The organism is Dyella sp. 333MFSha (assembly GCF_900102405.1).
Taxonomy (GTDB): Bacteria; Pseudomonadota; Gammaproteobacteria; order Xanthomonadales; family Rhodanobacteraceae; genus Luteibacter; species Luteibacter mycovicinus.
This window is the reverse complement of sequence record NZ_FNBR01000002.1, coordinates 243,077-262,827: the sequence shown is the minus strand read 5'-3', so window position 1 is coordinate 262,827 and position 19,751 is coordinate 243,077. Positions and strand designations below refer to the sequence as shown.

The window sequence follows — 19,751 nt, the reverse complement described above, 5'->3', positions numbered from 1 at the left end:
CCAAACTACACGGTCCGACCCCGCCAGCCCGCGCTTGCCGCAGGCTCGCTATGATGGGCGGGAGCGACGACGATCCGCCGGATCGGGCGTCCAACGACACGAATACGAGGGAAATCCATGGCACGCGGTATCAACAAGGTCATCATTGTCGGCAACCTCGGCGCGGATCCCGAGACCCGTTACACCGGTAGCGGTACGGCGATCACCAGCCTGCGTCTCGCCACGTCGGAAGCCTGGACCGACAAGCAGTCGGGCGAAAAGCAGGAGCGCACCGAATGGCACCGTGTGAAGTTGTTCGGCAAGCTGGCCGAAATCGCCGGTGAGTACCTGAAGAAGGGGCGTCAGGTATATATCGAGGGTTCGCTTCGCACCGACAAGTACACCGATAAGGACGGCATCGAGCGCTACTCCACGGACATCATTGCCAACGAGATGCAGATGCTCGGCGGCCAGGGTGGCGGTGAAGGCGGTGGCGGTTTCAGCGGCGGCCAGGGCGGCGGCGCACGTCAGCAGGCGCCTCGCAGCGGCGGTGGCGGCCAGAGCGGCGGTGGCAACTGGGGTGGCGGTAGCGGTGGTGGCGGTCAGCAGCGTGGGGGCGGCAACTACGGTGGCGGTCAATCGCAGCGTGGTGGCGGCGACGACTACGGCCAGCCCCGTGGTGGCAACGCGCCTCCGCAGCGTTCCGCACCGCCGGTCAACGAAGGCTTCGACGACGACGACATCCCGTTCTAGGACATGCCTTAGACCGTTTTTGTACGGTTTTGACTTACAAGCCCCCGATTCGTCGGGGGTTTTTCTTTTTTAAGACCGGACAATTTCGCACTGAACTCATCTCCGAGTCTTCGCCTAAGCTGCATCTTGAGAAGTGTTGCGAGCCATTGATTGGAGTACGGAGATGCTACTGAGATACCGAACTCGAGGTTTCATCATGGAAGATGGTGAAAGGTACCGAGTCCTTGTTGATCCCCGCTCGGATATCCCCCTCTTCTACCCGAACCTGCTTGTAACGGCACAGGTGCGTAATCGATCATTGTCAGTGGCGACCATGGACGCTGTGTGTGCTGCCCTAAATGTACTCCTCACCCACTGCAGCACGTGTGGTATCGATTTGGAGGACCGAATCAGGGGTCGGCGCTTCCTGAGCCCCGCCGAGTTGGATGCGATCAGAGACATATGCCAGAAACGGTTTGGTAAGCATGACAGCGCGGTGGTAGTGCCTCTTCGGCATAGCAGAGCAAACCAGCGGGTCAGACGGGAAGCGAGTACGTCCGCCTGACTCATATGGCCAACTATCTACGCTGGCTGTCCCACACCCTGCTGGGTTCAGCATTGGATGAGTCCGCCGCATGCCGCCTACGCAAAACAGTTACAGTAATTCTGGACTCAAGATCGGACCGCTACTGAAGGCGGGGGGACGTCGAAAGTGCCACCGGAGAGACTTGGGATCGTTGCGTTGGAACGTGCGTTTCGACATGGACCTGATGCCCGACGTCACCCTGGCCGTGCGGCTCAGCGAAGACAACACGGGTGCTCGCGACTACTACCTGGTACCGCGTCGACATGGCAACACGGCCGCGGCATCTTGGATTCGAGAATTCACCGTTCATCGACGGATATCAGAGTACTTCGGCGATCGCTTTAGAAACGCACGCGTAGCACGATCGTGAATCTCAGGAAGATCACGCATAAGATCCGCAAGGGGCAGGGTGAGTAACGTTCGGTCAGGATTTTTGGGGGTGGGCTCCGACTTGCCGAACCGACGAGATTCCCGGGCGCTCATGTAGGTCAGGACCTGGCATTCCCGTCCCGGCTTGTCTGCCAGAATCCGGAAGAGACAAACGACGGCGCTAAGCCGCTTATCCGCGGCGGTCTCATAACCGGTACGTATCTCCGGGCGCTGCATGCGAATCCATCGGGCGGATTGACCATCCGGGGTCACCAGATGCCGGCATGCCTCGAGCAGGGTGGCATTTGCGGGGTCGAGTTCGTCGTCGCCCTCATGCACATTGCTCTTGCCAGCGTCGGGTGTGCCGAAGCGCGCCTCCAGTACGTCATCAAGCGAAATCACGAACGACGAATCATTTTTTTTTAACTGCTTGTCACCCCAGACCTTCGGCATGGTATTCATGAATTCCGTGAACGCCTTCGCCTCGACGCCCGAGAAACGCATGTCCCCTAGGTGGCGCACGATCTCCAGCACATCCATGGCCTCGCCGCCTTGAACGGAATGCCCGTCCTTGATCCACGTGCGCGCGCCGCGACAATCGAATCGCTTTGCCTTGCTCATCCAATGCACGTCGATGAACTGAGCGTGCTTGTGACGATGAATATCGTTACCCCAGTTGTGGTAATAATCCAGCCCGCTTCTTACCTTTGCCTTGTCAGAGCTATCCGCCGATTCATCGGCACGTTCTTTTCGATCTTGTTGGGCGCGAGCGTTCTCGGCTTTCGTAGGGAATCGCCCCCACACGATGACGTGAATCTGCCGGTCCCGGAATCCGAGCCAATTATCTTTGGTGATGACAAAGGCATCGTTAGCCGCCCGAAGCTTTGGGCGCATTTTGCGGCGTAGAGCCCAGGCTTCCCGGGCGTTCTTGATGTCCAAGGGCGTGATGGTGCTCGCCTCGCTGTCCCATAGACTGGTGAACCAGGTCCGCAGGCGCTTCAGCTCAGCTTTGTCAGTGACGATGTAACCCGCCTCCTGCCAATAGGCGAGCTCGCCATCCTCAAGGCCAAGGCCGTTCGCAGAAAAATTGGCCGATCCGACGATGGCAACGTCCTTGCCGATAACGACCTTGGCGTGGAGGTTGTCCAGCTTCTTGACTGAGACCCTTGGGCTCTCCCCGAGCTTCTCGATCACGTCGGGGTTTGTGCCGCCGCTACCCAGGTTGCAGATAATCCGACGTGCGGAGCCAGCCTTGCTTACGGCTTTTGCCTCGGCACCCGTTCCCCAGAAAGCGATGGCAACGTCAAGCGGCTGCTCGGTTGCGAATAGTTCCTTTACGCGCGTGGAATATGCGTCCCCCGACACGAACATAATGATCTCCCTGTTTGGCGGAATGAAATCACACTCGTCAGGTCACGACAATCCCCTGCTGAGCAGGCCTAACGACCTACCCGGCGGCGTGGCATGAGTAGTTCCACAAGGCGTTCAATCTCCGTCGCTTCGCGGCGGAACAGGTTCTCGCTGGTGCAGGCGGGGCAGTGGGCGAATGACGTAATGCCATGGATCAAGGCATCCCCTGCAGGTGGCGTTGTCTTTCGCCAGTCGCAGTTCAGGTATTCGAATGTCCAACTAGGTGGCTTACCCCACATGGTTGCAGACCAGGCCGGCGAGGAAGGAGCCGTGATACCGAGAGGAGTCAGAAATGCTGGCTAACGCTCGCGGCACGCGCGAATAATTGATCACGGCAATACTCCGATATGCAAGTAAATTGAGGCATCCGGCCAGGTTGCTGCATGCCTCAGGATTCGGAAGCCTCCTATCCCATTCTCGGTAGCGGTGCGACATACTACGTCGCACATCGATGCATCATGGAGAGCGTCGATAGCTGCAGGGGGCGGAAACGTGAGTGCTTCAACCAATGAAACGATCTGGCGGCAATGGACGCTGTTGCGTGCCATGCCGCGCGCGCCACGACAGAAGACCGTTGCTGAGCTGAGTGCGGATCTGGCCAAGGAGGGTATCGAGGTCAGCCGGCGTACGGTCGAGCGCGATTTGCAGAATCTCTCAGCCAGGTTTCCTCTCGTTGCTGATGACTCCAGCAAGCCGTTCGGCTGGTCGTGGATGCGAGACGCGAATATCGAATTCACGCCGCGCCTGAGTATTCCGCAAGGGATTGCGCTGCTGCTTGCGCAGGTACATCTGCGGCCGCTGCTCCCCGATAGCCTGATGCGTGAGCTGATGCCGATTTTTTACCTGGCTCGGCAAGAGATGGCCCATGGTGCCTGGAATGACTGGCATCGGCGTACCGCCGTTGTCCCGACGGCCATGGCGCTCCTGCCGCCGGTGATTGACCGCCACGTCCTGAATGATGTTCACGAGGCTCTGGCGATGCGTCGCCAGCTGGTTGCTGAGTATCGGTCCAAGGGTGCGAGGGAGTCGCGCGAAGTCACGATTCATCCTCTCGGCCTCGTCGTTCGCGGATCGGTCCAGTACCTGGTGTGTACGTTGTTCGACTACGACAATATCCGCCAGCTGGCATTGCACCGCCTGTCCCGTACACGCAGGTCTCACGAGCAGGCCTCCGTGCCCGAGGGATTCGACTTCCAGGCCTATGCCAAGTCAGCCGCCAAGTACGAATCGCAGGGCTTAATCAAGCTCGTTGCGCGCTTCTCGGCGGGCGCGGCTGAGCATCTGCGGGAGACGCCCCTGTCGTCGGACCAGCAGGTTGTTGCTGCCGAAGGAGGGGAGCACGTCGATGTTTCTGCCACGGTCGAGCTGGATCAAACGCTCCGCTGGTGGCTCAAGGCGTTCGGCAGCAACGTGGCGGTGATTGAGCCGCAGGCGCTGCGTGACGAAATGCGGCGGGATGCTATGGCGTCCGTGGAACACTATGGCGGCGCGTGAGCCCTCAGTCCCCTGGCCCCGGTGTTCGGACGAATCGTGCGAGGAGGGAGCGACTAGGCTCCCTCCCCGACACGAGCGAACGTCAGATTGCCAGGTCCTGCACGCGTGCCGTAAGGGCCGCCCAGGCCAGTCTGTCGGTGTTGAGCGAACTTTCGCCTTCCCGCAGCGCGTCCAGCCTGGCGTCCACGGGCTCCACAAGCTGGTTGAAGTAATCCTTCAGCTGGGAATCGATGCCCTCGACGATGTCTGTCTGAATCTGCGTGCAGATGGAGGTGACGCGTTGCTCGTGCGCGAGCGCCTGTCCAAGCAGCACCTTGTTCTCATTGGCCTCGTCATAATGGGCCACGCCGGCCTCCGCCGCGGCAAGGCCCAACTGGAGCCACGGAGCCGCCTTCCCGGCGAGCTTTTCAAGGGTCTTCTCGTGGCGCCCCTTCAAACCGAAGAGCTTCAGCTTCCGCGCGAGAAGCAGGAGTTTGGTGATGTTCTCGGCATTGGCACCGCTTTTGGCGGTGTTGATGGCAGCGTCACGACCGGCACGACCCAGCTTCGAGTCATCGACTTGAGCGCTTTCACCGATGTCGATCTCTCCGACGCCAAGCCGCGCTGAGAGACCAGCGAGTACGCCGTGCTCTGCCTCGTCCTGAAGCCACTTCTCGACGGACTGGATAACCTCGCCTGAGACGACGGTCACCTGCGCAATCGCGGCCTGGGAGTCGCCGAGGGCGAGCGCCTTGCTCAGGGCGGCCCTGCGCAAATTGATCTCATGCCGGGTCTTGCTCATCGCGGTCTGCCGGAGGTACCTAGTAGCCCGGACCAGATCCGCCCTGGCCTGAACAGCGTCATCAGTCTCGGCATCGGGTAGCTCGACGTGGTCTATGGCCGCCTTGACGGGCTGCATCAATGCCCTGGTCACGTTCGCCTTGAGCGACGCCAGACGTTCCTGCACTCCCTCGTGGCGCTTTAGCCAGGCGTTGAACTGTTCGATGAACTGATCAAATCCTGCGCGCTCCTGAAGAAGCGCTTTGCCGTCCAGCCGGGCCCGGAGTGCGCTCCGGGCATTGAGGATGGCTACGGGAATCTGGGCAAGGGCCTCGACGCCGTACGCCGGCGTGCGCGCCGCCGCATACGTGAGCAGGGTGGCACCGAGCCGCTCCCGGGTGTGTTCGACGTAATCAGGGTCGCTGTCAGGGACATTGAGCACGATAAACACGGGATGCCCGGCATCGAGAAGCTCGAAGATACGCCGAAGCACGTCGTCAGCGTCTTGATCCTCCTGGCGGAGCACGAAAAGAACCAGGTCGGTCTCCTTGAGCCTGGCCAGGCTCACTTCCTCGTGCTCGATCGGGGCGTTCACCCCTGGCGTATCCAGAAGAACGTTGCCTTCCCAATCGTAGGCGTGCACGTTGTCCGTGGTAGGGATGTCACCGACCGTGGCGGCTTCTTCCGCCAGAAGGGTATTGATGAGGGTGCTCTTGCCGGCGTTGTACGCGCCGTAGAGCATGACCTTGACCCGGTCGTCCCGGACCTGCTGCTCGAGCGTGGAAAGGGTGGCATCAATCCCTGGGACGTAACGGGACGCCAGTGGTGCAGCATCGCTAAGCAGCTGCTCGCAGGCAACAAACGGGGTCATGCTTGCAATCCTTCCTTCATGGCGATCAGTTTGGCTTCGTATGTTGCGACGACCGCATTGAACTGGTCAGCGCCGTCGGTGATGAGCTTGATCGACGCCTTGAGGCGGTCGATTGCCCCGCGGGCGCCGATCTCGATAGATGACTTGAGTCGCGCCTGCAGTTGCACCTGAAGGTTGGAATAGCTCACGCCAACGCTTTGCTTGATGACTTCGCTGTCAGGGATGAATTCGGCACCCTTGGTGCCGATCATGCCACCCACGATACCGCCTGCTACGCCAGCCAGGATCGCGAGGCCGCCGGTAGCGATGGTGAGCCCAGCAAGTGCAGCACCACCGGCTGCTGTCGCCGCTCCAACCAAGGCTTTGTATGCAGCATTCTTCTTTCGATTTACGTCAATGGTGTCGTCTTCGAACCGAAGGTCCTCATCGGCCACAATGCGCCCCAAAGAATCATCGATGGTGACGAGAAATTCCTTTGCTACACGCTGCACTTCCACCTGTAATGAGGCGTTGAGCGCGTCGGAAAGTTCGCTACATACAGCGGTCACGTTTTGCCGGCCCTTATGCTTCTCAAGAAGCTGGGATAGTGTGGCCTCGCACTCCGTCTGCACCGCCTGCACGATGTGGGTTAAGCGTTCGTCGCAGCGTGATGCGGCGTTCTTCCCCATGGCATGCATGCGCTGGAAATGCTCGCCAAGATCGCCGCGCAGGGAGCGCAATATCTTCTCTTCCAGATGGCGGATCATGAGCTGTGGCACGCGCTTGCGCTTTTTGCTGACCGATTGGCTCACGATGTCATTCAGCTTGTCGAACAGCCGGTCAAGCCCGGCTTCTTCCATTGTGTGGGAGTTTCCGTTCCCTTTCCTGGCCATATAAACTGATACCGAGACCGGACGATCGGCGACTCGCGCGCAGGTGCTGATCGCCTCAAGCTTTTGCGCCGTACGAGCTTGGACATCGGTCTCTTGCAGGTCGCGGTTCGATTTTGACTTATTAATCAATACATTAACGATCTTGCCGTCCTCCTCGTCTTCCTCGTAGACATCGCTCTTGCTGATGACGGGGAGGAGCAGCGTTCCAGCCGAAAGCTCTGCAGCGAGGTCGTCCAGCTCCTGAACCTGGCCCGGCGACGTCGAGCTGGTGAGCCAGATGACCGCATCCGCGCTGTTGGTGAAGCGCCGGGTGAGGTCGCCATTTTCCTTCGTTACCGACAGCAAGCCAGGCGTGTCCAGGATCACCAGGCGGTTGCCCAGATAAGCGCCCTGGATGCGCGCCGTCGTTTCAGTCGCGCCCTCGGCGAAGAACTCGTCCATGTCGACGGGCCGCCCCTGGTCTACGTGGAAGCGCTCGGCTCGGTGACCGCGCGCCTCAAAGCGCTCCGCAAGGAAGTTGCAGAACGAGCTCTTTCCGGCGTTGACCTTACCGAACACGAGGACGACGCACCGGTCGCCAAACTGGCGTGCGAGCTCCTCCGCGGGGCCATTGTCATCCCACTGGTCGGCCCATGCAGTCAGGCAAGCCGAGGTGGCCTGGTGCATGGAGGTGACCAGTTTGCCGAACGCTCCGCGCTGCTTGAGGTTCTCCACCGGCGGCCGTATGGCATCGAGATCGCGGCAGAGCCCCAGGCGCCATGCTTGCAGCTTGTCGACATAGCCTGCCATGTTGTCCGTGATGAACTGGTAGCGATCGAGGGCATCGAAGAAGCGGCCTTCGCTTGAATCGTTGACGTAAGGGAGGGCCTTCATGGCGCGTCCGGATGGGTTGATTGGGTTTCAAGCATCTTGGCAAGGTCACCGCGGAGCCGGTTGACCGATGCAATGGCGCGACGCTTCTTATCAATGGCCGCGCGGCGCTTCTTCATGGCCTGCGTCTCGCCGAAGAAGTAAGCGCACCGGCCTATCAGCTGGTGTCGATTCACCGGATCACTCAGGCTGCTGTGGGTGACCAGTGAGAGGACGGTTGTCTTCACATGGTCGTCGTAGGGTATGCCGTTGGTATCCAGGCATTTCCGGACAACATCGCACGCCTGATTCTGCAGTTGAAAGGTACGTGCCCGGTGCGCCTTGTCGGTATCCACCGAGGCCGGCGTCGAACCAAAGACCGTGTCGTAGAGATCCGAGAGAAGGCCCATCGCTCAGTTGCTCCGCATCATGGAGATGGCCGTATCGACGGCGCGTTGCATGTTCTGCAGGAAGGACGTCTCGACGTCGCCGGCATCAGCGACCATCTCATCCCGCTTCTTGCGAAGGGCGCGCCCTTTCTTCTTGAGCGCTTGATCCAGGCGGTCCGCCAGCGTTGCTGCCTCGACCCGTCGTGCCGACTTCACGCCCTCTACAGCTCTCTCGATGACGCGCTGAAGCGCCGGAATGCCGCTGTGATCAACGAGGAGGTTCTTCTGCTCCATACGACCTTTCTGATGGCGCGTGGATGAGACCAGCGTGTGGGGGTATCCCTCGACCTGCCCCGTAATCGTGTCGCAAACCTTGGTCAGCACCGCGCCGTCGGGTACCTGATCGGCCTGGGACAGCACCAGGAGGGTTTTCCGTCCGGTTGCCTTGTCGTCAGCCCAGTATTCCCTGAACAGGCGCAGCTCCTCGGCGTCGAGTTCGCCTTCCTTCACCGAATGCACGAAGAGACGAATGTCGCCGCGGAAGTCAGCGGCAAGGGCCGCCTTCTGGTCATCGCTGCCAGTCACGTCGGCGTCGAGCCCTGGTGCGTCCAGCCACTGGGCCGTTTCGGTGCCATGGGGCTGGAGCTCGACAGTTGTCCGGACGTCGGCCACCGCGAAGATTTCACTTCCAATCAGCTCGTTGAGTAGCGAGCTCTTCCCATGGTTGTATTTGCCGACCACGGTCACTACCGGCGGTGCGCCAGACTGAAGCAAAGCCATGAGGCGATCAATCTCATGTGCATGCTTGGGCAGATGTTTCCGAAGGCGGCTCTCGACGCTCATGCCAATCCTTAGAAGTGCGTATCTGCAGATGGGACGGCGGCGTGGGCCGGGATAGTCACCACGAAGGTACCCGCGTTACCCGCGATATATTCGTCGGCAAGTTCTTGCGCCCTAACCACGCCAGCGACGCCGTCGACGGACTGCTCATTGGTCCATTCGAAAGCGCTACCCATCTCACTTTTGGTGACTTCGGATTCCATTGCAAAGCCCCTGTGATTTGTCTGGACGTTGAATCTGCCGGGCCATTTGGCTGGCAGGTAAATAAAAAGGGTTGGAGAGCTTCAGATGGCCGGCATCGTGCACGCTACCGCGAGCCTGTAGCGGCGACGAACATTCGTCGCGCGACGCTTTTACGTCACGCAAGGCGAGTGTGTTAGGCGTTGGTACTGGGTTGATTGATCGGCAAGCGTAAGATTCCCTTCATCATGTTCACCATGGCCCGATGCGATCGCGCGTTGCGCGCGGAGAGCGGGCCGCCCCTGTGGCTAAGTATTCGTCAAGCCGCGGAGCTTTGGCAATATGGCATTTGTCAAAGTACCGCTTCGTCTTTGGCGAGGTACTTGGCGAGGCCGAACAGTGCGAAGCCGTATACGACCGTGGTGCCGATGATCTTGAACATGTGTCAGTTCCTCAAAGGTTAAAGACGCCGCAACGCATGGGTATACGGCCAGGCCATATAGTCGGTGAGAGTGCGACAAGCTGTGTCGCACGAAGGGCAGATAGCGGCAGGCTTTCCGCGCCAGGTGGCACGACGTCAAGACGACCAGGACGGATCCGGTCATCGACCAGCTCCTGAAATAGATCTGTCAGCTCGTTCGCCGGAGGTATTTGGATAGCTCCGTCAGGGCATCGCCTGTTTCGTTGCGACCAAATCCGATACGGAAACGGTCGGCAGGCGTCGCGGTCAGCGTGGACTGGTAGTTGGAGGCGGGAAGCAACAGGATTCCCGCTTCTTCGACCAGGCGCCTCGCAAAGACTTCGACGCCTTCCGGACCGAGGTAGCGCGGAAAGGCGATGCAACCTCCGTCCGGGCGGCGCCATTCGAATCGCTCGCTCCACTCGCCGAAGAAGGCGTCGACACGTTCGAGATTACGGTCGAGAAGCTGTCGCTGCCGATCTAGGATGGTGTCGCGGGCTTTCAGGGCGATCAACGCAAGTTGTTCCGAAGGCCCCGAGTTGCAGATCGATGTGTAGTGCTTGTATCGCTCCATGCGTTGCAGGAGTTCGTGGTCGGCACAGGCGATCCAGCCAATGCGCAACCCCGGCAGTCCGTATGCCTTGGACATGACGCCGATCGAGATCGCACGCTCGTAGACATCGGTGGCCTGCGGCAAGTGCACGGTGCCTGTCGCTCCCAAAGGCCGGTTGACCTCGTCGCTGAGCAGCCAGATGCCGTGCTTGCGGCAGAGTCCGATCAGTGCGTCGAAACGATCCCGCTCGAGAATCTTGCCCGTGGGGTTGTGCGGGAAATTGATGGCGATCAGCCGCGTGTTCGGTCGTACGGCCGCTCTTATCTCATCGATGTCGAGCGACCAGTGATCGTCGGGACGGAGCGCGACGCCGGTGACGTCGCAGATCGCCGCAGGGATGGTTTCCGCCGACTGGTAATTGGGCGTGACCACGATGGCGTGATCGGTGGGCTCGAGCAGTACGCGCATGGCGATGTAGAGCGCTTCCTCACCTCCGGCAAAGCAGAGAATGTCTGCCGCGTGCCTGCCCTCGTAAGTCGACGCGATAGCTTCACGAAGTTCAGGGGCGCCGTACGTCTGCGTGTAGCTCAGCGGCAGGGAATCGAACGCGGCACGATCACGGTCATCGGCCAGGTCGAGTAGTGCCGATACGGTGAGGCTTTGCGCATCGGAAGCCGCGAGGTTGTAGCGCACCGAGAACTCCCAGCGGGAAAAGTAGGTCTCCAGCTGGAAATCGGGAAGGGTGGTCATCAGTCGGTCCTGGAAGCGTGGCGGATACGAGCGGGTCTGAGTGGACTATATGTCCATACGAGATTATCAGTCTAGTGTCCGCCTGTTCATCGCCGTCCGGACGGCGCCCATGGAATGCGCGCCAATGCCTCGCTACAGTGGCGCCATGACTCCCCGCCAAACCTCTCTCTGGCTGCCGGCCCTGGCCGTGCTCGGCTCGGTGACCTCGTTGTGCATCGGCACGTCGTTCGCGAAACGATTGTTCCCTCTCATCGGCGCCGAGGGCACGTCGGCGCTCCGGGTCGGTTTTTCCGCGATCGTTCTCGTGCTGTTCTGGCGACCCTGGCGCTGGCCGCTCAGTCGGCGTGACGCCGGCTTTGTGATCCGCTACGGGTTGACGCTGGGCGTCATGAATCTGCTCTTCTATCTGGCGTTACGAACCATTCCGTTCGGCATCGCCGTTGCCATCGAGTTCAGCGGGCCCCTGGCCGTGGCGATGCTCGCTTCGCGAAGGGCGATCGACTTCGTCTGGCTCGCCTTCGCCGTCATTGGGCTGGGCATGCTGTTACCGCTGGCCGGTCAGCATACGGTCGATCCCACGGGCGTAGCGCTCGCGCTCGGTGCGGCCGTTTGCTGGGCGCTCTATATCCTTTTCGGTAAGCAGGCCGGCCATTTGCATGCGGGTCATTCGGTCTCGCTGGGTCTGGTGGCGGCCAGTCTGGTCGTGGTGCCTTACGGTGTCGCCCATGCGGGATCCACCCTGCTGCACCCCGCGATTCTGCTCGCGGGACTGGGTGTGGCCATCGTGTCGAGCGCGATCCCGATGTCGCTGGAGATGATGGCTCTGAAGCGGCTTCCCAGTGAGACGTTCGGCATCATGGTCAGCCTTGAGCCAGCGGTAGCTTCGCTATGGGCCATGTTGCTGCTCGGCGAACTGCTTACCGTTTCGCAGTGGAGCGCGATCGGTTTTATCGTCGTGGCCTCCATAGGAAGCACGGTAACGGCAAAGCGCGGCGTTGCTTCATCGCCTGAGGTCGTCGGCTGACAGCGGACGCCGCACCGGTCATCCCGGGTCGCCGACGGCGACCCGGGATCTGCGTTTACCAGGCGCGACGAATGCCCAGGCTGCCGGTGACACGGCGGTACCCATGCGTGCCGAAGCGCGTTTCGACGTCGGACCACGCGCGCCACCCGTTGGCGCGCAGCAAGGTCAGACCCAGCTTCAGCGCGTAGGCATTGCGCGGCACGCCTGCGTTGAAGGTATCCGTCCCGATTTGCGTCGCATCCAGGCGGCCGAGGCGACGCAGCCAGCTGGCCGAGAAGTAGGGCGATGCCGTATGGCCGCCGGGCGTATGCCAGCGTGCAGCACCGCGCAGGCCGAGGCGCCCCGTGGCACCACTCGCGTGCAGCGGAGTGACGCGTGTCCCATTGGCTTCGGTGAGCGAGCCGCCACGAAGCCTTGTCGCGAGGACCTGCGCCTGCGGTTCGAGATAGACGTCCGTGTCGCGGTTGAGTGCCAGGCGCCAGCGACGACCGGCCTCGAGGCTGGCGCTAAGGGCGCCACTCCCGTAGCGCTCATCCGCCAGGGCATCGCCTTCAAGACGCTGGTTGAAATGAGCGTACTGGGCCCACCCGCGCACGTACGTACCATCGTCCAGACGTACGCCGCCGTAAAGACCGGCGGCCGTCCCGCGTACGCGCCCCTTCGCCGAGTAATGTGTCAGCGCGGACGTGGCACGCGTGTCCGCGCTCCCGGCCGCGGTCATGACGCCCAGGTAGCCTTCGGAAGAGGAATCGCTGCGAAGCAGATCGGCACCGAGGGTCAGCTCGCTGGTCGACGCGGTCGTCGTGAGTTCGTCGCCGATGTCGAACGCGGTATGGCGCCGGTCGAATCGTGCCCACACGCTTTGCCTGACGCCTTCGCGCTCGTCGTCCTCGCCGCCGCCGGGTCCGCCCTGGAACATTTCCAGCGCCGCCGTCTGGTTGGCGCGGTAGGTACCGACCTCGGGGCGCAACACCGGGGGTGGCGGGACCGGCGGATCGACAACGGCCGGGACGTCCGGATTGTCCGTCACGGGATCGGTGTCCGGGTCGCCCGGGTCGACGACCGGGTCGACAACCGGATCGACGACGGGATCGGTGATCGACGATCGCAGATACCAGCCGCCGTCGGCTGGATTACTCAACGAGCCCTTGTGGAGAAAATATTCGTAAGGACCGGCCACCGCGCGCCCCAGTAACGCGAAGACGCCTTCCGAGCGACCGTCGACGCGGACGAGCTGGATACCGTCGTGCGTCACATCGCCCTGGCTGCCCAGGGTGTCGACGGCGATGCCGCTGGTGCCGGATGTGTTGCCCAGCACATGGATGCGATCGGCGGGCGACGAGTCATCGCCGAGGCGCGCGCGCATGCGAAAGACGCCGTCCTTTCCGTCGTAGTCCCCCGAAATGGTCAGGGTGGCGAATGCATCGGGGCGCTCAGGCGCGAAGGTCACGATGCCCGCCTGGTTGCTCAGGCGGTCGACCCGGCTGTCTGCGGTCACGTTCCATGCGCCGCCCGACTGGAGGGAGAGATCGCGCACGATGGAAGTCGCACCCGTCCAGCGAGCGCCGGAGGTGATGTCCAGCGAGAGCTTGGTGTTATCGGGAACGGCGTCACCGTCGGCGGGGATGCGGCGGATAACGCCGTCCGCGGTTGCCGCGTTCTGAAGCGTGACAGTGATGGGCTGCTCCGAGTCGGGACTCAGGTCGACGAACACGCCATTGCCACCCCTGATGACCGTACCGTCGAAACGAAGACGCCTGGAGTCGCTCAGGCTGAGTGCCGAGGCCTTGTCGCTGATGAGCGAGCCTCCCTTCATATCGAGTGCGCCCCCACTCACGACCCGGGCGCCGAAGGCACCTGCGCCGTGAGTGACGATGTTCGTGTTCCGGGCCCGTATGTCCGCATCGTTAACGACGAGGCCGTAGGCGCCGTCTCCCTGGGTTTCGATGGATGAGCCCGTGACGTCGATACGGCCATCCTTTCGTGCGACCGCACCATGTGCCTTCGTTCCTGTCGTAACGATCTTCGTATCTACGGCATCGAGACCTGGCGACGCGTTGAAGTCGCCACCCTGAACGTTGAGACCGAACGCGGACTCGCCTGCCGTCGTGATGGAAACGCTGTCGAGGCCCACGGACGATGCGCGGTTATCGACGCCGATCGCGTTTTTTCCGGTGGTCGTCACGTTCGTCCGCGCGGCTACGATACGCTGGCCGTCGAGAACGTAGAGGCCATCCGCGTCGTCGCCCTGGGTATGCCATTCGCCGCCCTGGATCGTAATCTGGCCATGCAGTGTGTTTGCATCGAGCGCATGCGCCCACTTGCCGCCTGTGCTGATGTTAACGTCGGTCAGCGATGCCGTCGCGCCCAGCATCACGTGCACGCCCGTGCTGTCGTCTCCGTCGGTGCGGAGCGTCGTTGCAGTCGCCTGGAGCGCGGATGCCGTCGCTCCGTCGGGCGTCGAGCCGTCTACATACAGGGCATGAGCGGTCTTACCCCGGGTCGTGATGGTCGTCCCTTTGACCGACACGTTGCCTCCTTCGATGCCGCGGATGCCGATCGCCGTGTCACCGCCGGTCGTGATGCTGCCTCCGGTCAGGACGCCGCCGGCGTTTCCCTCGAAGGCCGCGCCCAGGGCGCCGGCTCCCTCGGTGACGATCGTCGTGCCCGTGAGCGTGACGTTCGCGGCGATGCCGGTATCTCTCGCACGGATGCCGTATGCCAGGTTTCCCCGCGTATGCAGGGTGCCGCCTTCGATCGTCACCTCGCTCCGGTTATCGGTGACGAAGACGGCGTGCGACTGAAAGCCGAACGTGTCGAACGTGGCATGGCCGACATGGGCGGCGCCCTTTTTTTCCACCTGCAGCACGTAGGAAGAGGCAGTGCGCGTTTCATACGTGCCGTCGGGGACGTCCAGGTTCTTGTCGGCTCCGGCAAGAAACAGCGGCGTTTCGGCGCCCGCCACGGGGGGCAGGAAGGCGGCTACGAGGGCGGTAAGGTAGCGGCGTCGCAAGGGGGAGCGACGGCGCGGTTGGGGGATGTGGGGGGTACTCATGAAGCGTCTCTCCTTGTCTGGCCGTCGGCAGGGCGCCGACGGCAACTTCCGAATGACAGAGTAGGGACTGGCTTCCGAGGGGGGAACGCGATTATTCTGAAAATGTCTGCGAGCACGTCTAGCGCTGCGCCGCCGGACATCCACGCTTCACTATCGTCGTTGCATTCTAGCCGAGCCTGTTTTCGGACCGGTTCGTCGAGGACGCGAGTGTTATCCGCCTGCTGGTGCGGCAAAATTCGTGGGGTACTGCCGCTTCGTGGCGGAATTCCATCGTCGTATCTGCCTATGTATTACAAAATGAGGAGCAAAGAATCATGAAGGTCATTTCCCTTACCGCCCTGGCGTTTGTCGCCGTCGCCGCCCTGTCGGGCTGCAACAAGTCGGAAGACGCTGCTGCCCCGGCTGACGCCCCGGCTGCCGCTGCCACCGCCCCGGCTGCCGCTCCGGCTGCTACCCCGGCTGAGGCTCCGGCCGCCGCCACCACGGCTGCTCCGGCTGCCGCCGGCACCGCTGCTCCCGCTCCGGCTTCGACCGCTCCGGCTCAGTAAGTCGCCGCGCCGCTCCTGCCCTGTTGGGCGGGACGGGAAGAACGCCGCTCTCCGGAGCGGCGTTTTTTTTGCGCAAAGGCCGTGCCACGCGGGCGGGAGCTGAGAAAGGTCGTAGCCCTTCCATTCAGGATGCGGCACGCTAGGGCGGTTCCTCCGTCCCACAGCCACAGGAATCCCGATGACGTCCCGTTCCGTTCTGCTTCCCATGCTGGCGCTTTCCTTCGCCGTCGCCTCGTCCCTCGCCACGGCGCAGACCGCGCCCATGACGCCGGATATCCCGGCTAAGTTCGATAGCCCCCTGGCGGCCAACGACTACATCAAGCGTGTCGTCGAGATTCCGATGCGCGACGGCGTGAAGCTTCACACCGTCATCGTGATTCCCAGGAACGCGAAGCACGCGCCGATCCTGCTGACCCGTACCCCCTACAACGCCGACGGGCGCGCCCAGCGCACGGACGCCCATACGATGCGCGACCTGCTGCCCGAGGGCGACGAGGTCTTCGTCGACGCCGGATATATCCGCGTTTTCCAGGACATCCGTGGCAAGTATGGCTCCGAGGGCGACTACGTCATGACGCGTCCGCTTCGTGGGCCGCTCAATTCGTCCGAGGTCGATCACTCGACCGATGCTTACGATACGATCGACTGGCTGACGAAAAATTTGCCCGAGTCCAACGGCAAGGTCGGCATGATCGGTTCGTCGTACGAGGGCTTTACGGTAGTCATGGCCCTGGTCAATCCGCATCCGGCACTCAAGGTGGCGGCGCCTGAAAGTCCGATGGTGGACGGCTGGATGGGCGACGACTGGTTCCATTACGGTGCTTTCCGCCAGACCAATTTCGACTACATCGCCGGCCAGAATTCGAAGCGCGGCAAGGGTGACGCCGTGACGCATGCAGGCTACGACGACTACACGAATTTCCTCACGGCCGGCTCGGCAGGTGATTACGCCCGGGCCGCCGGCCTCGATCAGCTGCCCTACTGGCGCAAGCTGAGCGAGCACCCCGCCTATGACGCCTACTGGCAGGGTCAGGCGCTGGACAAGGAAATGGCCCGTCAGCCGCTCAAGGTACCCGTCATGTGGCTGCAGGGCCTGTGGGACCAGGAAGACATGTGGGGCGCCATCCACAGTTACGAAGCCGTGGAGCCGAAGGACAAGGGCAACGACAAGAACTTCCTCGTCATGGGTCCGTGGCGGCACAGTCAGGTGAACTACAACGCCTCGTCGCTGGGCGCGCTCAACTGGGACGGCGACACCGCGCTGCAGTTCCGCCGCGACGTGCTCCTGCCGTTCTTCAACCAGTACCTGGTCGACGGCGCGCCCAGGGCGAAGACGCCCCCGGTGCTGATCTACAACACCGGCGAAAACCACTGGGACCGCTTCCCGTCATGGCCGCAGGGTAAAACGACGCGCCCCCTGTATCTTGGCGCCAACGGAAAGTTGTCGTTTACGGCCCCCGTGGACGGCGCGCCGAAGTATGACGAGTACGTTTCCGATCCCGCCAAGCCGGTGCCCTACGTACCGCGCCCGGTGCATTTTGCCGATCGCCAGTCATGGACGACCTGGCTGGTCCAGGATCAGCGGTTTGCCGATGGACGCCCGGATGTCGTGACCTACATGACCGAGCCGCTGACGGCTCCCCTGCGCGTTGCGGGCGCTCCGCAGGTGAATCTCTACGCCTCGACGAGCGGCACGGACAGCGACTGGGTGGTCAAGCTGATCGACGTCTATCCCGAAACGAACGCCTCGACGCCCGCCATGGGGGGCTACGAGCTCTCGGTGTCGATGGACATCCTGCGCGGACGGTATCGCGAGGGGTTCAGCGAGGCGAAGCCGCTGACGCCTGACACACCGCTCGAATACCGCTTCGGACTGCCGACGGTGAACCACACATTCCTGCCGGGGCACCGCGTCATGGTTCAGGTGCAGTCCTCCTGGTTCCCGCTGTACGACCGCAACCCGCAGACCTTCGTGCCGAACATCTTCTTTGCCAGGCCGTCCGACTACCGGAAGGCGACGCAGCAGATCTGGCACGCGCCGGGTACGGCCAGTGCGATCGAACTGCCGGTGATCGACGCCGGCAAGTAAAAGCGGGGTGCAGGGGCGCCTTTGGCGTTCCCTGCACGTCGGCGGCGCGATGCTCGGGCCTCCCGTTGCCCGAGGATCGCCCGTATGGCCCGCCCCATCTGGACCGGTACATTGTCGTTCGGTCTGCTCAACGTGCCGATCCGCCTGATGTCGGGCGAGCGCCGCAACGACATCCACTTCCGTATGCTCGATCAGCGCAGCAACACACCGGTTCGCTACGAGCGCGTCAACGCCGATACCGGCGAAGAGGTGCCCTGGAAGGACATCGTCAAGGCGTTCGAATACCAGAAGGGCAGTTATGTCGTGCTCGAAGAGGACGACATCAAGAATGCGGCCAGCGACGCGCATGAGACGGTGGAAATCGACGCATTTGTCGACGCCGCCTCCATCGCGCCTTCGTACTTCGAAAAGCCGTACATCCTGCTTCCGGCCAAAAAGGCTGAAAAAGGTTATGTCCTGCTCCGCGAAACCCTGAAGAAGACCGGCAAGATCGGTATCGCGCGCGTCGTCATCCGCACGAAGGAGTACCTCGCGGCGGTGATGCCGCAGGGCGATGGTCTGGTTCTCAACATCCTCCGTTATCAGTCCGAAATCGTCGATATGAACGATTACGAGCTGCCCGACAAGGGCGCGTCGTCATACCGCATATCGCCACGCGAAATCGAGATGGCGTCGGATCTCATCCAGTCGATGTCGGCCGAATGGTCGCCGGGCGACTACCGGGACGAGTTCCGCGACAAGTTGCGCAAGACGATCGAGAAGCGTCTGAAAACCAAGGGCGTCACGACCACGGTGGACGATGAAGACGACCGGACACCGGAGAACGCCACCACCAACGTCGTCGACTTCATGGCCCTGCTCAAGAAAAGCCTGGGCGCAAAGACGCGCACGCCTGCGAAGAAAGAGGCGGTCGGCTCGGCTCCCGTGAAAAAAACAGCCATGAAGAAAACCGCCGCGAAAAAAACGGCAGCGAAAAAAGCACCGGCGAAGAAGACCGCGGCGCGCAAGACGCCTGCCAAGCGCCGCCGGGCGGGCTGACGTCGTGGACCCGCTCATCGTCGACGGCGTCGCCATCACGCACCCCGACCGCGAGGTGTTCGGCAAAGGCGGACCCACCAAGGGTGATGTGGCCGCTTACTACGAAGCGGTGGCGGAACACATGCTCCCCGAGTTGCATGGACGGCCGTTGTCGGTCGTGCGGTGTCCCCGCGGAACGACGGGCGCGTGCTTCTTTCAGAAGCACCACGCGGATGCGCTGGGTAAGCATGTCAAAGCGGTAAAGCTGAAAGAGAAGGACGGAGGCGCCGCGGAATATCTGTACGTTGAGGACGTCGAAGGCGTTCTCGAACTCATCCAGATGAACACACTGGAGTTTCACCCGTGGGGTGCACGCGTCGACGATCCGGATCGGCCCGATCGTCTCATCTTCGATATCGATCCTGCCGCGGGCGTCGAGTGGAAGGCCGTGGTCGCATGCGCCCGGGCCATCCGTGAGCGACTGGCGGCCGCGGGCCTCGAATCGTTTGTGCGCACATCGGGAGGCAAGGGTCTGCACGTGGTCGCGCCGTTCGATCGCGGCCCGTCGTGGGAGGTGTTGAAGGTCTTCTGCGAAGGCGTTGCGCGCGACATGGTGGACGCTGCCCCGACACGGTATATCGCGGAAGCGAGCAAGGCGAAGCGAGAAGGGCTGATCTTTATCGACTGGCTCCGCAACACGCGGGGTGCGACCAGCGTCACCGGATGGTCGCTGCGTGCACGTGCGGGGGCGCCGGTCGCCATGCCGGTGCGCTGGGAGGAGATAGCGCGGTTGAAGACGGGCGCTGCATTCGACCTGACGAAAGCGTCGAAACGGGCGAGGTCACTGGCGGCGGACCCGTGGGATGGGATCGGGACGCTGAAGCAGTCGCTGCCGTCGAAGCGTTGAAGGGATGCGGGCGGGGCT

The 19,751-nt window shown here is 62.2% G+C and carries 15 protein-coding genes; 7 read left to right on the top strand and 8 right to left on the bottom strand.

All coding sequences use genetic code 11. The annotated features are described in order from the left end of the window. Positions 1–117: 117 nt before the first annotated feature. Positions 118–732 carry a single-stranded DNA-binding protein gene (gene ssb, locus BLT40_RS08500; protein ID WP_079520512.1) on the top strand — a complete coding sequence of 205 codons (615 nt, stop codon included), beginning with the start codon at positions 118–120 and terminating at the stop codon, positions 730–732. 871 nt (positions 733–1,603) lie between these two features. Here the strand turns inward: ssb and BLT40_RS08495 are convergent. Then, the gene (locus tag BLT40_RS08495; protein WP_079520513.1) at positions 1,604–3,037 is read right to left on the bottom strand and encodes a phospholipase D family protein; all 1,434 of its coding nucleotides are present in this window, start codon (positions 3,035–3,037) and stop codon (positions 1,604–1,606) included. Between the two features lie 531 nt (positions 3,038–3,568). Here BLT40_RS08495 and BLT40_RS08490 point away from each other — a divergent pair. Then, positions 3,569–4,570 (top strand): helix-turn-helix transcriptional regulator, encoded by a 1,002-nt coding sequence (locus BLT40_RS08490; RefSeq protein WP_139382638.1) that lies wholly within the window; start codon positions 3,569–3,571, stop codon positions 4,568–4,570. Positions 4,571–4,652: 82 nt separating this feature from the next. Here BLT40_RS08490 and BLT40_RS08485 read toward each other — a convergent pair whose 3' ends face one another. From BLT40_RS08485 to BLT40_RS08460, 6 genes are all read right to left on the bottom strand, one after another. Further along, the gene (locus BLT40_RS08485; protein WP_090352655.1) at positions 4,653–6,200 is read right to left on the bottom strand and encodes a GTPase; all 1,548 of its coding nucleotides are present in this window, start codon (positions 6,198–6,200) and stop codon (positions 4,653–4,655) included. Next, positions 6,197–7,945 (bottom strand): GTPase, encoded by a 1,749-nt coding sequence (locus tag BLT40_RS08480; RefSeq protein ID WP_079520516.1) that lies wholly within the window; start codon positions 7,943–7,945, stop codon positions 6,197–6,199. Before BLT40_RS08480 ends, BLT40_RS08485 begins: the two co-directional genes overlap by 4 nt. Continuing rightward, a complete protein-coding gene (locus tag BLT40_RS08475) occupies positions 7,942–8,331 on the bottom strand; it encodes a hypothetical protein (protein ID WP_079520517.1) in 390 nt (129 codons plus the stop codon). Before BLT40_RS08475 ends, BLT40_RS08480 begins: the two co-directional genes overlap by 4 nt. A 3-nt stretch (positions 8,332–8,334) precedes the next feature. Beyond that, positions 8,335–9,153, bottom strand: a complete 819-nt coding sequence (locus BLT40_RS08470) for a GTPase (RefSeq protein ID WP_079520518.1) — start codon at positions 9,151–9,153, stop codon at positions 8,335–8,337. Between the two features lie 8 nt (positions 9,154–9,161). Beyond that, entirely contained in the window at positions 9,162–9,353 is a 192-nt protein-coding gene (locus BLT40_RS08465) for a hypothetical protein (RefSeq protein WP_079520519.1), read from the bottom strand. A gap of 606 nt (positions 9,354–9,959) precedes the next feature. Continuing rightward, complete coding sequence (locus BLT40_RS08460) at positions 9,960–11,093, bottom strand: aminotransferase class I/II-fold pyridoxal phosphate-dependent enzyme (protein WP_079520521.1); 1,134 nt, start codon at positions 11,091–11,093, stop codon at positions 9,960–9,962. Between the two features lie 145 nt (positions 11,094–11,238). Between BLT40_RS08460 and BLT40_RS08455 the strand changes: the two genes are divergently transcribed. Beyond that, on the top strand, positions 11,239–12,117 hold the full coding sequence (locus tag BLT40_RS08455) for an EamA family transporter (protein ID WP_079520553.1): 879 nt from the start codon (positions 11,239–11,241) through the stop codon (positions 12,115–12,117). A 55-nt stretch (positions 12,118–12,172) separates the two neighbouring features. On the opposite strand, the gene BLT40_RS08450 is transcribed toward BLT40_RS08455, so the two are convergent. Further along, positions 12,173–15,172 carry an autotransporter family protein gene (locus BLT40_RS08450; RefSeq protein ID WP_090352654.1) on the bottom strand — a complete coding sequence of 1,000 codons (3,000 nt, stop codon included), beginning with the start codon at positions 15,170–15,172 and terminating at the stop codon, positions 12,173–12,175. Between the two features lie 314 nt (positions 15,173–15,486). On the opposite strand from BLT40_RS08450, the gene BLT40_RS08445 reads away from it, so the two are divergent. From BLT40_RS08445 to ligD, 4 genes are all read left to right on the top strand, one after another. Then, positions 15,487–15,720 (top strand): hypothetical protein, encoded by a 234-nt coding sequence (locus BLT40_RS08445; RefSeq protein ID WP_043695729.1) that lies wholly within the window; start codon positions 15,487–15,489, stop codon positions 15,718–15,720. A gap of 178 nt (positions 15,721–15,898) precedes the next feature. Beyond that, positions 15,899–17,809, top strand: a complete 1,911-nt coding sequence (locus BLT40_RS08440) for a CocE/NonD family hydrolase (protein ID WP_090352653.1) — start codon at positions 15,899–15,901, stop codon at positions 17,807–17,809. Positions 17,810–17,893: 84 nt separating this feature from the next. Next, entirely contained in the window at positions 17,894–18,847 is a 954-nt protein-coding gene (locus BLT40_RS08435; RefSeq protein WP_079520524.1) for a non-homologous end joining protein Ku, read from the top strand. 4 nt (positions 18,848–18,851) lie between these two features. After that, positions 18,852–19,733: a non-homologous end-joining DNA ligase gene (gene ligD, locus BLT40_RS08430; RefSeq protein WP_254857209.1), complete on the top strand. Its 882-nt coding sequence runs from the start codon at positions 18,852–18,854 to the stop codon at positions 19,731–19,733. Positions 19,734–19,751 lie beyond the last annotated feature (18 nt).

Coding starts and splice junctions, on each gene's coding strand:
- ssb (WP_079520512.1), top strand. CDS start 118: ATGGCACGCGGTATCAACAAGGTCATCATTGTCGGCAACCTCGGCGCG.
- BLT40_RS08495 (WP_079520513.1), bottom strand. CDS start 3,037: ATGTTCGTGTCGGGGGACGCATATTCCACGCGCGTAAAGGAACTATTC.
- BLT40_RS08485 (WP_090352655.1), bottom strand. CDS start 6,200: ATGACCCCGTTTGTTGCCTGCGAGCAGCTGCTTAGCGATGCTGCACCA.
- BLT40_RS08480 (WP_079520516.1), bottom strand. CDS start 7,945: ATGAAGGCCCTCCCTTACGTCAACGATTCAAGCGAAGGCCGCTTCTTC.
- BLT40_RS08475 (WP_079520517.1), bottom strand. CDS start 8,331: ATGGGCCTTCTCTCGGATCTCTACGACACGGTCTTTGGTTCGACGCCG.
- BLT40_RS08470 (WP_079520518.1), bottom strand. CDS start 9,153: ATGAGCGTCGAGAGCCGCCTTCGGAAACATCTGCCCAAGCATGCACAT.
- BLT40_RS08465 (WP_079520519.1), bottom strand. CDS start 9,353: ATGGAATCCGAAGTCACCAAAAGTGAGATGGGTAGCGCTTTCGAATGG.
- BLT40_RS08460 (WP_079520521.1), bottom strand. CDS start 11,093: ATGACCACCCTTCCCGATTTCCAGCTGGAGACCTACTTTTCCCGCTGG.
- BLT40_RS08455 (WP_079520553.1), top strand. CDS start 11,239: ATGACTCCCCGCCAAACCTCTCTCTGGCTGCCGGCCCTGGCCGTGCTC.
- BLT40_RS08450 (WP_090352654.1), bottom strand. CDS start 15,172: ATGAGTACCCCCCACATCCCCCAACCGCGCCGTCGCTCCCCCTTGCGA.
- BLT40_RS08445 (WP_043695729.1), top strand. CDS start 15,487: ATGAAGGTCATTTCCCTTACCGCCCTGGCGTTTGTCGCCGTCGCCGCC.
- BLT40_RS08440 (WP_090352653.1), top strand. CDS start 15,899: ATGACGTCCCGTTCCGTTCTGCTTCCCATGCTGGCGCTTTCCTTCGCC.
- BLT40_RS08435 (WP_079520524.1), top strand. CDS start 17,894: ATGGCCCGCCCCATCTGGACCGGTACATTGTCGTTCGGTCTGCTCAAC.